The organism is Nannocystis pusilla (assembly GCF_020073745.1).
GTDB classification, from domain to species: Bacteria; Myxococcota_A; Polyangia; order Nannocystales; family Nannocystaceae; genus Nannocystis; species Nannocystis radixulma.
In genome coordinates this window covers 136,900-151,562 of sequence record NZ_JAIRAU010000005.1, presented here as the reverse complement: position 1 = coordinate 151,562, position 14,663 = coordinate 136,900, and the positions used below count along the sequence as shown (strand labels likewise).

Here is a 14,663-nt window from a genome sequence, read left to right as displayed (position 1 = left end):
AATCGACACCTTGATCATCGGTCCCGGCGTGCGAGGAGCGCGTCGGTGACACGGAACAGGTCGACAGCGAGGGTGAGATCGTAGCCAGTGAGGGAGTTCTTCTGGAGCACGCTCCCATAGCCGTGCCCGCGCGCGCATAACACACCGCGGAGCGTGCAGATGGCGCCGCCGCCGCCGGGAGTGAGGGAGCTGAAGCCCAAATTGCGCAGTCCGCCCGCGGCTTCGAACCAGACGACACCGGCGCTGATCGATAGGGATAGGTGGCCGTGGACCGAGAAGTGAGGGTGGGGGGCGAACGCGTATTCGAGGTATGGGCCGGCCTGGTGGATCGCGGAAGGGCGTGGCGGACGGGCGGCTGGAAGGGAATCGCTCGCGTAGCTGAGACCAGCCTGTAGTGCATAATGCAGGCCAGCGGTCAGGAGATGCCGCTCCTGCTTGCCAAGGACGAATCGAGCCCCGAAGGCGGTGCGCAGGGTCAAATGTCCGATTACTCCGGCTCTCTCGCCGCCAAGCCGGGCCTGGCCGCCACCGAGGCCCAGGCTCAGCGCGAGGCGCCCTGTGTAGAGGCCACGATAACCGGACGGAGGTGGGGGCGGCTTCGGGCAGGTCTCGCATTTGATGCAGACGGGACATTGAGGCGGTGACGGCAGCTTGTCGCGGAGCCGGTCGCGTCGGGCGACGAGCTCCTGGACGCGAGGAGCGCTCTCGTCGAGCTTCTCGACCTGAACGAGGTGAACCACCCGCGAGCCCAGCAGTTCGATCGCGCGGAGGAGATAGAAGGCGTTTGACAGACTGGGGGCGCAATCGTAGGCGCGCTCGTAGGCGAGGCTGGCGTCGTCGATCAGAGCGTTGATCTGGCTGACCCGGTCGCCTTTCTCGTCGGCGGGGTAGTGCTGAGCCGCGAAGGCGAACATGCCGGCGATGTGTGCATATTCAGCCGCGGCCTCGACATTCGCGGCGGGCGGTGCAACTCCAGGCTCGACCGGGTTGCACTCGAGCTGCCCCTTCATCGTGTTTGCCAGCTTGTGCACCGGGGCCAGGTCCTCGCGACCGAGGGCCGGCGCAGCGGCGCGCGCGGGTGAGGCGAGGAACAAGGACGCGAACGCGACGGCGACCCCGAGATTCGTCGGTAAGAGGAGCTTCATGGCGGCTCAGAGCTTGAGTTCGAGGTTCTTGAGCTGGCCCTCGCCCGCGTAGCGCGGATATTTCAGACCGCGCAGGACCTTGACGGCGCAGACGGCGAAGGGCTTGTTCTTGAGGTCGCCAGCGACGACGGCGTCGAAGGCGCGCCCCGTACTCGGCTCGAGGGTGAGGTCGATCCGGAGCGTGGTGGGCTCGTTGAAGGGGATCATCTCGCTGCACTCGCGGAACTTGGCGCGGCTTCGCCGCAGGAAGCCTTCGATGCTTCGTTTGGGATCCGGAGGCGGTGCAGGTGGACGCGCCGCTGGCGGCGGCTGCTTGGTGACGGGGGGCGTGGGAGGACTTTCGGCCGAAGGAATGTCAGGAATGATGACGGCCTCCCTCTCAGGCGGCGGGGGCGCGACGATCGACTGCGCTGCCACGGGAGAGCCTGCGACCAGCGGCGGGGGCGGCGTCGGGCGGACACGTGTGCGGGGCCGCTCTGGCGAGGGAGGCGGGGCTGCGCCGCCGGCGATGAGCTGGACGCCGGGCAGCGGAAAGAGCGAGAAGAACATGAAGGCGCCGAGCCCGACAGAGATGCCGGTGAAGGCCCCCGCGACTCGGCGCTGGCGCAGAAACATGTCGCGCCATTCGATGGTCTGCAGGGTGGTCCAGGCCGGCACAGCGACCCCCTCGACCGCGGGCGCCTCGGCGGACGAGCGTGTCGACATGGGCTGCGAGATGCGCACGAGCGTCCGGTGAGGGTCGTCGAGTACGGCGAACAGCGCGTCGCGCAGCGCCTGGGCCGTATTCCACCGATGGTCAGGGGACTTCGCCAGAGCCTTGAGCACGATCGCCTCGAGCTCCAGTGGAATATCGATGTTCGGTGCTATTTGGCGCAGTGGTGTCGGCGCGCGAAGGACGTGCTGCGCGAGGGTCTCGGTCGGCGTGGCAGCATAGAATGGCAGCCGGCCCACGAGCATTCGATACATCATCACGCCGAGGGCATAGATGTCCGTGCGCGCGTCGCAAGGGTGCCCCTGGGCCTGTTCCGGTGCCATGTACTCAGGAGTCCCGGGAACTTGCGATGGGCGGGTCAGGGGGTGGGGCTCGTGCTGGTCGAGCGAGTGTACCTTGGCGATCCCGAAGTCGAGGAGCTTGACATGGTCAGGCGCGTGCTCGGAGTCCTCCAGGTGATAGACGTTGCTCGGCTTGATATCGCGGTGCAGGATCTGCCGGTCGTGGGCATACTGGAGCGCGCTGCAGACCTGAGCACACATGAGCGCGACGCGTCGCCAGGCGAGCGAACCGGACCCCTGGCGGAGTAGTTCGCTCAGCGAGCACCCGTGGAGGTACTCCATCACGATATAGGGAAGATCGCCGTCGACGTCGTAATCGTGGATCTGTACGATGTTCGGGTGACTGAGCCGCGCGGCGCTCCTCGCCTCCTGGCGGAAGCGTACCAACACGGTCTCGTGCGTGACGAACTCGGGGTTGAGCACCTTGACGGCGACGCGCTTGTCGACCTGCAGGTTCGTGGCCTCGTAGACCGTGGCCATGCCGCCGAAGCCGATCCGGCGGTGGAGCACGAACTTGCGCGAGAGCGTGCGGCCCGAGAAGTCGTGGATCACGCGTCCTCCCATTCTTGTCGTCGGGCGTGGTCGCTACAAGTCATGACGAGGGGTCCTCAAGGCAGTAGAGGGGTGAAGCCGCAGAGCATGAATTAGAATCCGCCGCGTCCGTCCAAGTCGCGTCCGTGACGGTGGTGAAGCCGTAAGCGCCTTTCTGTCCAACCATGCCGAAGGTCCAGTTCTGGCAGTGTTCGGCGCCTAGCACCGTTCCGTCAGCCTTCGTATTGGTCCATGGTCCTGAACCCACCATCATCCCGGTCTCCGTCATATCAACGGCATGGGCGAGCATCCCGTCCGTCAGGTCGGTCCAGCCGGTGGCGACGGTGGTATCGTTCACGAGCACGTAGCGGCCGCCGAAATTGACGTCGAGTCGGGTGCTCGGCGAATCGGTGTCGTCGCTGAGCCAGGCCTTGAAGGTCTTACCTTGCAGGGCGGGGACAGCGTCGGCGGCGGCCTGGCACAGGGCGTCTGCGCCGGTGAGACCGCCGAGGTTGCCGTCGAACTTCGTGCTCGTCACGAACATCACCCGCGGAGCCTCGCAGGCGTTGCTACACTCGTCGGCATCATCCTCGTCCTCGTCGTCGCAGTCCTCGACGCCGGTCTGGACGAAGCCGTCGCCGCAGGTCGCGTTCTTGCACATGCCCACGCAGGCGTCGGTGTCGTCGGCGTTGGCGTCGTCGCAGTCCTCGACGCCGGTCTGGACGAAGCCGTCGCCGCAGGCCGCGGGCTTGCACAACGCGCAGGTATCGCTGTCGTCGTCGTTCCCGTCGTCGCAGTCCTCGACGCCAGCCTGGACGAAGCCGTCGCCGCAACTCGCGCTCTTGCACAACATCGTGCAGTCGTCGGTGTCGTCTTCGTTACCGTCGTCGCACTCCTCGGCGCCCTCGACGATCGCATTGCCGCACTCGGCTGGGGGCGTCGTGGTGGACGTGGTGCTCGTGTCCGTCTCGGTGGTCGTGGTCGTGTTCGTGGTCGCGGTCGTGTCGGTGGTCTCCGACGCGGTCGAATCCGTGGTGCTGGTCGAACTCGTCGAGGAGTCCTCGCCCCTGGGGCGGGCGCAGGCGACACTCAGCGTGAGTAGGGCGGCGAGGGAGAACAGGGACGAGCGATGCATGATCGAGGTCTCGGAGGGGTTAGAAGCGAATCGAGAAGCCGGTCGGCGCAGGTCGGAGGGCGAGCGAGGGACGGCGACGGGCGATGATGAGGTTGGTCGCGGCCGTGAGCAGGAGGCCAGCACCAAGGCCGAGGACGAGGGTGGACGCGAGGAGGTGCGAGCGGTCGCGTTTCCACTCCTCCGGGGAGAGCGAGCCGCAGAGATCGCAAGGGCTGCCCTGGCCGCCATCGGTGAAGTGCTCGTCGCGGAACGCCGCGTATGTGCCGAGATTCCAGGCCAGACCGCCGACAGCGAGCGCCCCGCCCGCCCCGACGACGAAGTACCAGGCGCGGCGGCGAAGGGGCAACGCCGTCAGGACTGTGCCGGTCCAGAGTCCGACGGTGGTGCCGAGGAGGAGCCCGCCGCCGAGAAAGCGGTCATTGACGGGCTTGAGCGAGTTCTCGGCGAGGTTGCCGTTCGGATCTGCCGGGACATCGGTCTTCGCCGCCAGCGCCGTGAGGGTGACGCCGGCGACGGCTGGGACGATCGAGGCGATGCCGTAGCCGAGTGCGAGGCGGCGGCGCATCGGCGGTGCGAGGAGCGCGTCGCTCGTCATCGGCGGTGTTGGTGTCGCAGGGGCCAGCATGATGGTGAGAGGCGGGGCACCCGGTCCCACCGTGAGCGTGCCGGACTGACTCCGATGCCCCGGCGCCTCGAGGGTGTAGTTCCAGACGCCGGCCCGCAGCGGAGCCGTGAATCGGGCGTTGCTGAGGGTCTCGCGCCGCTCAGGGGCGAGATTGTCGGGGTCGCGCAGCGTCAGCACGATGCCGGCGCGGACAGCCTCCTCGGGTCCGAGCTCGAAAGTCGCGGGGTGCTCGATGGGGCGCAGCTCGAACGCCTGCGCGAGTTGCGGCGTACCACGTGCGACGCTGAGGGGCACGGCGAGGCTTTCGAACCCAGGATGCTTCGCGGTGAGCGTGGCGGTCCAGTCGCCCGGTTCGAGGTGGAGCGGGAGGTCGCCTTGCGTCACGACGAGCGGCCGGCGCTCGCCGGCGCCGCGGTAGCGCAGCTCGAGACTGGCGCCATCCGTGAGGGGAGCCGGCGTCACGGTGAGGGTGAATGCCGTGGTCCGCGCCTTGACTTGATCGAGTCGACCCTGGGCCTTCGCTGCGAACGTCTCGTCGAGACCCGCACTGAGGGCGCGCCGCCAGTGCAACGCGGCGTGAGCGTCATGGCCGGCGCCCTCGCGTGCGAGCCCGGCGTAATAGAGATACAGCGAATTGCCGGTGTCGTGATGCAGCGCCTCGAAGAGCTCGGCCGCCGGGAGATACTGGTCGTCGGCGTAGCGCTGACGGGCTTCCTCGAACCGGCGCGCCTCTTCTGGATTGTTTGCGGCGGGCTCCGCTGCTTGGACCGAGCTCGAGCCGAGGCTCAGGGCGGTGACGAGCGCGATGCCAGCGCGGGAGAGTCTTGAGCGGAAATTGGGCATAGCTCGGGGGGCTAGATGTTCTCTTTGCATACGCCGTGGCCGTCAGGGCGGATGTTGCACTTCTCGCCGTCTTTGCAGCGGCACTCTCGAGGACAGCGACCGCAGTCCTCGCCGGGGTCGCACTTGTCGTTCTGATTGCAAGACGACTTTCGAGGGGGATCGGTCGACGCGGCTTCAGGATTCGGCACCTCCGCCGGGGCGGGTCGCCGGGGCTTGCATTTGTCCTGCCGGAGCTCGGCGCGCAGTTTGTCGATCTCGTCGGCGAGAGCCGCGAAGGCGGCCTCGTCGAGCGCGCTCGCCTTGGACCAGCGGAGTCGGCGGTGGCAGTCGAAGAGGAGCGTGACCGGCAGTCCGGTATCGGCCGGCAGCTTGAGATCGGAGAACGCGCCGCGAACGCCGCCGCCGTCGAGCTTCAGGTCGATCAGAGGGGCGTGGATGTTCGGCATGTCGCCGCTGTACGTCGCGTAGGCGGTGCGTACGTTCTCGGCGTCGTCGACGAGGATCGGGACAAACCGGGTCTCGGCGCCCCACGCCTGATCGCGCTGGTTGAGCTCGAACATCTTCTTGAAGCCGGCGAACTCGGAGCGACAGGGGCCGCACCAGGTGGCCCACAGATTGACCACGGTGACCGCTTGCGGAGCAATCGCGTTGGCGAGCTCGACGCTCGGCCCCTCTCCATCCTTCTGATCTTTTCGGACATGGGTGCGAAGGAAGGAGAAGGCACGCAGGCCCAGATAGGTGGCATCATCGTCGTCGTCGAAATCGGCGGTGTCCGTCGCCTCGACGGGGGAAGGCGAAGCCAGCCCTGTGCCGGTCGCGCTCGGGGTGGTCGCCGTCGTGCCTGCACGGGGCGGCTTGGGCTTGATGCTGAGCCAGTGGCGAATCTCGAGGACACCCCATGCCAGGCTGGCGACGAGGGCGGCCAGGAAGGTCGCACGGACAGCGCGCGATCGGAGCCCGCGTGGTGGTTGAACTGGGCGCACGTTCGTGGAGCGGCTGCTCGGATCGCGCAGAACTGGGGGCACGTCGGAGACCGCGACCGAGCTCGGCGGAGTGTCGAGCTCGACGATGGCGACCGTCTCCGCGGAGCGCGGCTGATCGTCGGACGGGGGCGGAGCGTGCGACGGCATGACGGTTCAGCCCCCCGGGCGCTTGCACGGGATCGGGACGACGAAGACGACCTGGTTGAGCAGCCGATCGCGCCAGCGGAGATCCTCCGGTGAGCCCGCGACGTCGCCCTGCTCCACCAGGCTCATGAGATGCTCCTCGGTGCCGCGGTCCCACGCGATCGGCCGGTTGCCGTACTGCTTGCCATAGAAGCGGGCGTCGATCGGCCGCCAGTCGCCCAGGTGGATGAAGCTGATCTTCTCCTCGATCCCGTCCACCTCGGCGGGAGTGAGCACGGAGGCGGCAGCGCTGCGGATCAGATCCTGGGTGGCGATCAAGCGTTGCAGCGTGATCGCCGTGTTGACGTCGCGATCCTTGATTTTCCGCCCCCTGCTGGCGAGGCCCACGAGGATCACCCGATCGGCCTCCTTGAGCTCCTCCAGGGCCGCGCTGCGGATCCGATTGATGTAGTGTTCGCTCTCCGCTGCGCGCGGCCACCGCCGCGTCGACATCGGCGAGGGCTCGCCGTCGGGGAAGTGGATCGCCAGGGTGCTCGGAAACTGGACCATCAGATTGAGGAAGTCGCCGTAGTTGATGGCGTACTTGTCGAGGTCCTTGCTCTCGCACTTCCGGGCGTTGCCGCACTTCTCCTTGAGCACGCTGAGGAACTTGATCACGTCCGCGTCGTCGCAGACGCCCCGGTTGCGCGGGAGGACGCAGACGTTCTGAGCGTCGCACGCGAGCGGCTGCTCGCACTCGCAGGTGCCGCAGAGCGCCCCGGGCTCGCAGCGGGTCGGCGCACCTGGAGGCACACAGAGGCCGTCCTGGCAGATTTCGCCGGGCTGGCACCGACTCGGCAACTCCCCCTCGGTACACTCCGCCACTGACACCTGGGGGACCGCGCTGCTCTGACGGCCGGCGTTGTATTGAGAGACCTGGAACGCGAGAACGAGGCCCAGGGCGGCGCTCAGGGCGCTCAGTACCGTGAGACCGACGAGTAGGCGGCCGTCGCGTTCGTCGAGCCTGCGCTGTCGGACAGCCATATCCTCCGGCGAGAGGGTCGGTTGGGGCATGGAGGTCGAGATCCGGGGATCCATGGCAGCCTGCACGGGAATAGAGGGTCAGAGCGTCATGCCGTTCTCGATTTCGTCTTCGACCTTTTCACGCGTTCGCATGATGTAGTCGTCGACGTCGAGGTAGCGCTTGGTACCCTTGACGAGAGGAATCTTCTCGAACGGGCGGCCGTCGGCGTGGAAGAAGATGAAGAACGTGCCCGGGGTCTCGGTAAGACCTCGGGCAAGGGCGAACCGGGCGTGCTCGAGAATCCGCGGGAGGACGGCGTCGTCATCTTCGATGCAGGTGAAGAATGGATCCTGGCTGTTGTCGGCATCAACGACGAGGCCGGCGGTGCCTGCGATCTCGGCGAGGTGCGCGCCGGTGAAGAGCGAGCCGTCGTACTGGTCGTGGGCCGCGAACAGGGCATCGGCCATGGCCCAGCCGGCGCCAGGCTTCAGGCGCTCCACGCACTCGAGTGCCCGGGCGGCGCGACAGGCGTGGTGGTGGACCGAGTTGGGGTTGAATGACGTGCCGCCCGCCAGGCATTCGCCCTCCCGCGGGAAGTGATACAGCGAGAGGCGGTAGCGCTCGCCGGCGGCTTGGATGTCGTCCCTCCAGTGGAGGTATTCATTGCGACAGGCCGGGCAGGCGAAGTCGACAAAGAGCGCAATCTCGGCCTCGGGCTTGGCAGCTCCGAGCACGAGCGCAGGATTGGGGAGCCGGCCGCCCTCTTTGATGCACTGCGTCTCGACTTCGACGTTGACCTCATTCCGCAGGTAAATCGCCATTTGCACGGCGAGGGCCGCCGAAAAGAAGAGTACCGTGGTCACGAACACCGGCAGCGGCCGCGCATCTCCCGTCGGGGCGAGGCTCGTCAGACCGCGGATCGGACCGCGAGGGTTGGCGAGCCACGCGGCGAGGAAGAGCGCGAGATTGACCAGGTACACCAGGACGCAGAACGTGCAAAAACTCCCGATCTCGAAGGCTGCGTACCAGGCGAGCGGGACGATGACGAGAACTCCCACCCACCCGAACAGGAGCAAGAGCGGCCGGGAGGCCGGCAAGTGCTCGTCCGGACTGCGCAGGAGCCGGGCCGCCAGCCAGAGACCGGCGAGGTAAAATGCCGTGGCGAACACCGAAATCGGGACTTGAAACCAGGTCGACCATGGGCTGGTGAGAACGGTGTTACAGTCGAACCACGAGCCGAGCTGGCACGCCGACAGGAACGACTCGTCGCACTGCACGGCGGACCGGAACTTGACGATGGTCAAGAAACCGCTCACGAGCACGCCGAGGACCGAGAAGAGGCAGAAGAAGACGGCCCCCGTGATCGCCGAGAGACGCCGCTCGGGCTCGGGGACGGGGTGCATGGCCGGGAGGATACCGAAAAAGCCTCGTAGGGGGCAGGCGTGCGTGGTTCTGCCGTCCCTTGGGCCGGCTGGGCGTGTTCGCGCTCGCCTTGCCGCCCCGCCCGACCTTCAGTTCCGGCACCCCCGCGCTGGGTCTGGCCTCAAGCCGTCTCCCGACGGCGCGAGCCGCAGCTCTCGCGCTCGCCCCTCGTCACGGGAGAGCGGACGGCCGAAGAAATAGCGGACCCAGACGGCAACGTTGCCCGCCGCGGGGCTGGCCCAAGAGCTTCTCGACGATGGCGGCGGCTGACAGCGGGCGGAAGCGCGAGGCCAATCCTCGTGTGGGAAAGATTCACGGCATGATATGCCTGTCGCCGCCCCCGATGCAGATCGCCTCCAACACAACCGGGATGCTCGCCGGCCTGTGTGTGGCGGCCGACCGGGATGCGAGAGACCGCTGCGTCGTCGTTGTCAAGGGCACCTTCTTCACCGACGACCGCGGCGAGCTGACGCTCGCGGAGGAGCAGCGGCCCATCGTCGCGGCGGACGAGCACCACGGCGATCCCGCGACCACCAGTGTGCGTCATGAATGCGACTTCGCACTCGAGAAGCCGCTGACCGACGTCATCGTGGTCGGAATGGCCGTCGTCCCTGGACGCCGGCCTGTAAAGAAGTTGCCCGTGCGGCTCGAAGTGCACGATCGCGTCAAGGATCTCATGATTCACGGCGATCGGCGCTGGACGAACGCCATGGGCATCAGGGCTAATGATGCCATTCCCTTCACCGAGATGCCGATCACCTTCGACCGCGCATTCGGAGGTATGGACGACAGCGACGGCCCCGAGCGGGTGGTCGTCGAGACGCGCAACCCCGTCGGCCTGGGGTTCCATCCCCGTCGCAGGGCGCGAGACATCGAGGGCCGGCCCGTTCCCAACATCGAGCTCCTGAGCCGCCCCGTGTCCTCGCCCCGCGACCGCCAGGGGCCCGCCGGTCTCGGCTGCGTCGGTCGCGCTTGGGAGCCGCGGGTCGCACTCGCGGGCACGTACGACGCGCGTTGGCGCGACGAGCGGGCGCCTTTTCTACCGGAGGACTTCGACAGCCGCTATTTCCAGTGCGCGCCGATCGAGCAGCAGTTTCCGCATTTTCGGGGCGGTGAGAAGATCCGCTGCATCCATATGGCCGAGCGAGAGGCGGTCCACTATGTCATCCCCTCGCTGCACGTACCCGTCGAATTTCGTTTCGATGACGACTCGGTCGTCCGGAGCGGGGTGCTCGACACGGTGACGCTCGAACCACACCTCGAGCTCGCCACGCTCGTATGGCGCGCGAGCGTGCCGCTTCGCAAGAAGCTCACGGCGCTCCGCGAGATCCTGGTCGGTGAGCGACCGGGACGTGAAGCCGCTTCCCTCGTCGGCTACCGCGACGGTAAGCCGGTCTTCGCCGGCCTGTCCGCGACCCTCGACTGGCTGCGCCGCGGAGGCAAGCCATGAGCGAGCGCCCGACGTTCATCCGCACGGCCGGAATGGCTTGTCCCGTGGGCCTGACGTGGCCGTCCGCGTGCGCTGCCATGCGCGCCGGGATCACACGGAAGAGCTTCTCCGGCCAGCACGACGACGACGGCCGAGAGATCGTCACGTCGCGTCTCCAGGGCGTCATCCGCGAAGATGTCCCACCGGGGCAGCGCTGGCTCGAGCTGCTGATCTACGCGCTCGCCGATCTCGCACGGGGGAACGGCCTCGCTGCGCTCGAGCGCCCGTCCGTCTTCCTGGCCCTGGGCCGCTTTGCCCTCGAGCGCAGCTCTCCCAGCTCTCTCGCCGAAGTCCTGACGCAGACGCTCGGCACGCGGATCCTTCCCGAAGACGTTCATGTCCTCCGCGAGGGCGCCTACGGCGGATACGTCGCCCTTGAGCAGGGCCGCGCATGCGTACGTGCCGGGCGACCGAGCATCGTCGCCGCCGCCGAATCCTTACTCACCGCTCGCACGCTGCTCGCCCTGTCACAAAAGCAGAGGCTGCTGGTCGAGGGCAACTCCGACGGCGTGATCCCTAGCGAGGCCGCGGCTGCCGTCCTGCTGACCGGGGACAGGCGACACGCCCTGGCGCGCATCCGCGGGCTCGGCTTCGCCAGAGAGCCCTCGTCGCTCGACAACGACGTCCCGCTGCGTGCCGAGGGCCTGCTCGGAGCGGCCCGCGCGGCGCTGCTCGAGGCCGGCCTGCACCCCCACGAGGTCGACTTCCGGCTCTCCGACGCGGCGGGCGAGAGCTTCTACTTCAAGGAGCAGGCCCTCCTCGTCTCGCGGCTTCTCCGCGAGCGCAAGGCCGAGTTCCCGCTGTGGCTGCCGGCGGAGACGCTCGGCGACACCGGCGCCGCTGCGGGATTGTGCGGCCTTTTGTGGGCGATGGCGGGCTGGGCGCGCAAGTACGCCCCGGGACCGCGGGCGATCGGGTTCGCCGGCGACGAGGCTGGCGGGCGCGCAGCGGTGGTGATCGAGAGCGCGGGATAGGAGGAGGTATGGGCAAGAAGGTCTACGCGAACGGGATGGAGATCGCGCACAAGGCCGGTGACGCGAAGGTGATGGCGGCATTCCCCGACGTCTGTCTGAGCCCGCCTCCGCCTCCGACGGGTCCAATACCGGTGCCCTATCCAGACAGCTCGTTCGCCCGAGATCTCAAGCAGGGCAGCCGCGCGGTGGTGATCGGCGGTAAGCCGCTCGCCCTCCGCGGGCAGAGCTTCTACACCTCGAAGCCGCTCGGGGACGAGGCCGCCACGCGAAACTTCGGCGGCAGCGTATTGACGCACACGATCTCAGGCAAAACGTATTTCCAGGCGCACTCGATGGACGTGCTTGTCGAGGGGAAGAACGTCTGCCGGCACCTGGACCTCACCACCAGCAACCACGCGAGCTACCCGGGGGGCACGCCGCCGATCCCGAACATGAGCGAGATGCACCGGCTCGCGCTCGATCGGATCGCCGCCAAGCAGTGCCCGTGCTGCGGCTCCCGGGATTGCGCCGCCGCCTTCAAGGAGGGCGAGGAGCCCCTGTCGATGCGGGAAGCCCTCAGGATCGATCCGAAAGCGCCCAACTACAGCCCGAAACGCGCGGAGGAGTACAAACTGCTGCGCTCGGTGAAGAAGACCGAGTGCACCTGCGACGGCAAGACCTTTCCCTCGCCGCCCTGCGACGTGTTCCGCAAGCCCGATCCAGTGCGACACACGGACATCGAACGCCAGTGGGACAAAGCGCGAGATAAATACAAGGAGTGGTACAAGGAGACCTACGACGTCGAACTTCACGGGATGCGTCATTTCATGCAGAAAATGCTGGCAGTGTATCCGCAGGCGACGCAGGCCGCGATGGCGCGGACCACCACGCTCTCGAGGCAACAGCGCGCCGGCAACAAGCTGGCTCAGCAGCGCGATCGGATCGAGGCGGACGCGAGAAAGCTCGAGCGGATCAATCACCTGACGCCCAAGGAGTACGGTGGTTGCCCCACCAACCCCGACAACCTGCAGCCGCAACAGCGGCTCTGCCTGGCCTGCCAGGAGATCGATCAGTTCATGACGGACACGTGGTAAAGGATCGACGAGATGTACGAGGTGCCCACCTTCATGGAGCCGCGCAAGCGGTGCTACTTCACCCCGGTCCTCTGGAAGGCGCTGCCGCCGCAGGTCGAACGCGAGGTCGAGGAGTGGCGCATCCTCCGCGAGCGCTTCGCACGCGTCCGTCGCGGCGAGTTCGCGGCCCTCGACGGTCTGCTCGAGCTTTACCCCAGTCTCAAGAGTCACGCCACTCGCATGTTCGCGTGCAACCTGCTCGGCGACGCCGGGACCGACGAACATCTTCAGGCGGTCGAGACCTTCATTCTCGAGGTCGTTTGGGACATCGACAGCATGTGCGAGCTGTGCCACGCACTCGGCCTTTGGGGTCGTCTGTCCGCAGTCAAGGCTATCCTCTGGGCCTACGATCGCAACTTCCCCGGTCAATGCGCCGAGGGCATCCCCGCCTATCTGACCACCATGCTCGAGCCCGAGTTCGGGGCGGCCGCAAACTATCCGCGCAAGGACACGCTCGAGGCGTTTCTCGCCTACGAGACAGGGGTCCGCGAGCTCTGGCAGCGCCGGCTCATCGAGCTCGGCGGGCCGAGCGCTTACTCCTTCTTCGGCGGGCCCTTCAGCGTCCGCCGGGTTGCGGAGCGCTTCCTGCAGATGCTCGGCACCAGCAGTTACGAGAACATGATGAAGCCGTACCTGCGCCAGCGCTTCGAGGCATGCACAGGCATCGACTGCTCGGACTTCTTCGAGACGAACGGCGACCTCAAGCCGCTCACCGCAGCGGCGCGCCTGGAGGCCTGGCTCGAGAGCGACGCTCCGGACCGCTTCGAGCCCGGCGAACGTTACTTCTTCGGGCACAAGATCCCCCGCAGATCCTGAGCAGGACGCTCAGACGCGCCGCCGCCTTCGTATGGACGACGCGCGCGCCAAGGAGCGGAAGCTCGCCGGCCCGGACCTCGCATTTGCGACCGAGCCCGTCGTTCTGCCGCTGCTGACGCTATTGGCCTTCAGCATGTACCAGCACGCCACGGCGATCGTCGACAGGGCTGCGCATCAGCCCCGAATGCGCTATTGCCCGACGGTGGGCTTGGCGGCAACGGCCACGCGTATGGGCGGCCAGTCGATGCCGAGCTTCTTGATGCGCCGCCTCAGCGCGTGGCGGTCGATGCCGAGCAGCCCGGCTGCGCCGGTGATATTCCCAGCGGTGCTGAGCGCCTCGGAGCACAGGCGCCGCTCCGCGGCCTCGAGGTTCAAGTCTTCCAGGATGAGCTGCGACATAGTTCTCCTCAGCCCGGCGCCGACACGGCGCGCGAGCGGGGCGTGGATCGACAAACGGGCGCGTCCGGCTCGCGCTCGCTCGGTAGCGCGGGAGCCGGCGCGACGACCAGCCTCAGTTTCGACGGCAGCTCCAGCGGCGGGTCGACCACGCGCGGGCGCTCGCTCGCCAGCAACTTGTCGACGGTGCTGTCGGGGCGCGCGAACACGTGGAGCTGCCCGTCGTGCTCGTAGGTCCACAGCTCGCCGCGCAGGTGGAGCGTGCGGGCGACGTTGATGCGGGCGTCTGGCGTCAGGCCCAGCACAATCCGCAGCGCCGGGCGCAGGATGTTGCCGAGCTCGCGGAGCGAGTCGTAGACGCCGTGATAGTTCCCCCGGTGACGGAACCACCGCAGCACCTCGGACAGCGGGACCGAGTCGGTGTACTTCACGGACCCGTTGCCGAGCAGGGTCCCGCGCAGGCTCTCCAGGGCCCGGGCAACGTCTTGGCTCGCCGACGCCGCGCTGTGGACGTTCAGCCACACGTCCTGGAGGCTGATCTCGGGTGCGACGCGCGCGGCGTCGAAGATCTGCTTGAGCTCCGCGTTCAGCGCGGCCTTGACGACCTCGTGATCCCGCCTGATCTCGGCCTTCCGGGCGGCGCTTCGGGTCAACGGCTGCATGACGATCCCTCCGCCTCCAGCTCCGCGACGGTGCCCAAGTGCCACAGGACGTCATCGGCCGGCGCGTTGCGGTCGACCTCGGCGTCGTCCGGCAGGTCATCGATGCGCTGGAAGGTGGCGCCGCCGGGGCCGCGGATCAGGATGACGTGCCCGGCCGAGTCGACGTAGTAGTGGCGGAAGCCGGCGGTGTAGAAGCCGCGCTGGCGCGCCTTGACCTCGACGACGTCGCACTCGATGTCGGCGAGAGCCGGGCCCGCACTGGCCGGGTTTGGGGCTGAACATTGGTTAGGCGGGAGAGTGTGCAAGAGGGCAAGGTTCATCTGTTTTGAC

Annotated in this window: 14 protein-coding genes; 4 read left to right on the top strand and 10 right to left on the bottom strand. The window is 67.5% G+C overall.

Going from position 1 to position 14,663, the window contains the following annotated elements:
• Nucleotides 1-14 precede the first annotated feature (14 nt).
• From K7C98_RS08580 to K7C98_RS08540, 7 genes are all read right to left on the bottom strand, one after another.
• Nucleotides 15-1,145 carry a hypothetical protein gene (locus tag K7C98_RS08580; protein WP_224191093.1) on the bottom strand — a complete coding sequence of 377 codons (1,131 nt, stop codon included), beginning with the start codon at nucleotides 1,143-1,145 and terminating at the stop codon, nucleotides 15-17.
• 6 nt (nucleotides 1,146-1,151) lie between these two features.
• Nucleotides 1,152-2,750 (bottom strand): serine/threonine-protein kinase, encoded by a 1,599-nt coding sequence (locus K7C98_RS43430; RefSeq protein WP_346660270.1) that lies wholly within the window; start codon nucleotides 2,748-2,750, stop codon nucleotides 1,152-1,154.
• 40 nt (nucleotides 2,751-2,790) lie between these two features.
• Nucleotides 2,791-3,864 carry a DUF4215 domain-containing protein gene (locus tag K7C98_RS08560; RefSeq protein WP_224191091.1) on the bottom strand — a complete coding sequence of 358 codons (1,074 nt, stop codon included), beginning with the start codon at nucleotides 3,862-3,864 and terminating at the stop codon, nucleotides 2,791-2,793.
• 19 nt (nucleotides 3,865-3,883) lie between these two features.
• Entirely contained in the window at nucleotides 3,884-5,332 is a 1,449-nt protein-coding gene (locus K7C98_RS08555; protein ID WP_224191090.1) for a hypothetical protein, read from the bottom strand.
• Between the two features lie 11 nt (nucleotides 5,333-5,343).
• Complete coding sequence (locus tag K7C98_RS08550; protein ID WP_224191089.1) at nucleotides 5,344-6,357, bottom strand: TlpA family protein disulfide reductase; 1,014 nt, start codon at nucleotides 6,355-6,357, stop codon at nucleotides 5,344-5,346.
• Between the two features lie 111 nt (nucleotides 6,358-6,468).
• Entirely contained in the window at nucleotides 6,469-7,251 is a 783-nt protein-coding gene (locus tag K7C98_RS08545) for a hypothetical protein (protein ID WP_224191088.1), read from the bottom strand.
• A gap of 309 nt (nucleotides 7,252-7,560) precedes the next feature.
• Nucleotides 7,561-8,865 carry a vitamin K epoxide reductase family protein gene (locus K7C98_RS08540; protein WP_224191087.1) on the bottom strand — a complete coding sequence of 435 codons (1,305 nt, stop codon included), beginning with the start codon at nucleotides 8,863-8,865 and terminating at the stop codon, nucleotides 7,561-7,563.
• A 275-nt stretch (nucleotides 8,866-9,140) separates the two neighbouring features.
• Here K7C98_RS08540 and K7C98_RS08535 point away from each other — a divergent pair, with 275 nt between their 5' ends.
• From K7C98_RS08535 to K7C98_RS08520, 4 genes are all read left to right on the top strand, one after another.
• Nucleotides 9,141-10,334, top strand: coding sequence for a DUF2169 family type VI secretion system accessory protein (locus K7C98_RS08535; protein ID WP_224191086.1), 1,194 nt, complete (start codon nucleotides 9,141-9,143; stop codon nucleotides 10,332-10,334).
• Between the two features lie 77 nt (nucleotides 10,335-10,411).
• Complete coding sequence (locus K7C98_RS08530) at nucleotides 10,412-11,347, top strand: hypothetical protein (protein ID WP_224191085.1); 936 nt, start codon at nucleotides 10,412-10,414, stop codon at nucleotides 11,345-11,347.
• An 8-nt stretch (nucleotides 11,348-11,355) separates the two neighbouring features.
• Entirely contained in the window at nucleotides 11,356-12,420 is a 1,065-nt protein-coding gene (locus K7C98_RS08525) for a DUF4150 domain-containing protein (protein ID WP_224191084.1), read from the top strand.
• A 12-nt stretch (nucleotides 12,421-12,432) separates the two neighbouring features.
• On the top strand, nucleotides 12,433-13,275 hold the full coding sequence (locus K7C98_RS08520; RefSeq protein WP_224191083.1) for a hypothetical protein: 843 nt from the start codon (nucleotides 12,433-12,435) through the stop codon (nucleotides 13,273-13,275).
• 189 nt (nucleotides 13,276-13,464) lie between these two features.
• On the opposite strand, the gene K7C98_RS08515 is transcribed toward K7C98_RS08520, so the two are convergent.
• From K7C98_RS08515 to K7C98_RS08505, 3 genes are read right to left on the bottom strand one after another with little or no spacing between them, the layout of a single operon-like run.
• The gene (locus K7C98_RS08515) at nucleotides 13,465-13,674 is read right to left on the bottom strand and encodes a helix-turn-helix domain-containing protein (RefSeq protein WP_224191082.1); all 210 of its coding nucleotides are present in this window, start codon (nucleotides 13,672-13,674) and stop codon (nucleotides 13,465-13,467) included.
• A gap of 8 nt (nucleotides 13,675-13,682) precedes the next feature.
• The gene (locus K7C98_RS08510; RefSeq protein ID WP_224191081.1) at nucleotides 13,683-14,333 is read right to left on the bottom strand and encodes a hypothetical protein; all 651 of its coding nucleotides are present in this window, start codon (nucleotides 14,331-14,333) and stop codon (nucleotides 13,683-13,685) included.
• The gene (locus K7C98_RS08505) at nucleotides 14,321-14,653 is read right to left on the bottom strand and encodes a hypothetical protein (RefSeq protein ID WP_224191080.1); all 333 of its coding nucleotides are present in this window, start codon (nucleotides 14,651-14,653) and stop codon (nucleotides 14,321-14,323) included. The genes K7C98_RS08510 and K7C98_RS08505 overlap by 13 nt, the downstream gene beginning before the upstream one ends.
• Nucleotides 14,654-14,663 lie beyond the last annotated feature (10 nt).

What these genes read in the sequence shown, in the direction of transcription:
- K7C98_RS08580 (WP_224191093.1), bottom strand. Translation starts at nt 1,145, where the DNA reads ATGAAGCTCCTCTTACCGACGAATCTCGGGGTCGCCGTCGCGTTCGCG.
- K7C98_RS08560 (WP_224191091.1), bottom strand. Translation starts at nt 3,864, where the DNA reads ATGCATCGCTCGTCCCTGTTCTCCCTCGCCGCCCTACTCACGCTGAGT.
- K7C98_RS08555 (WP_224191090.1), bottom strand. Translation starts at nt 5,332, where the DNA reads ATGCCCAATTTCCGCTCAAGACTCTCCCGCGCTGGCATCGCGCTCGTC.
- K7C98_RS08540 (WP_224191087.1), bottom strand. Translation starts at nt 8,865, where the DNA reads ATGCACCCCGTCCCCGAGCCCGAGCGGCGTCTCTCGGCGATCACGGGG.
- K7C98_RS08535 (WP_224191086.1), top strand. Translation starts at nt 9,141, where the DNA reads ATGGCGGCGGCTGACAGCGGGCGGAAGCGCGAGGCCAATCCTCGTGTG.
- K7C98_RS08530 (WP_224191085.1), top strand. Translation starts at nt 10,412, where the DNA reads ATGCGCGCCGGGATCACACGGAAGAGCTTCTCCGGCCAGCACGACGAC.
- K7C98_RS08525 (WP_224191084.1), top strand. Translation starts at nt 11,356, where the DNA reads ATGGGCAAGAAGGTCTACGCGAACGGGATGGAGATCGCGCACAAGGCC.
- K7C98_RS08520 (WP_224191083.1), top strand. Translation starts at nt 12,433, where the DNA reads ATGTACGAGGTGCCCACCTTCATGGAGCCGCGCAAGCGGTGCTACTTC.
- K7C98_RS08515 (WP_224191082.1), bottom strand. Translation starts at nt 13,674, where the DNA reads ATGTCGCAGCTCATCCTGGAAGACTTGAACCTCGAGGCCGCGGAGCGG.
- K7C98_RS08510 (WP_224191081.1), bottom strand. Translation starts at nt 14,333, where the DNA reads ATGCAGCCGTTGACCCGAAGCGCCGCCCGGAAGGCCGAGATCAGGCGG.
- K7C98_RS08505 (WP_224191080.1), bottom strand. Translation starts at nt 14,653, where the DNA reads ATGAACCTTGCCCTCTTGCACACTCTCCCGCCTAACCAATGTTCAGCC.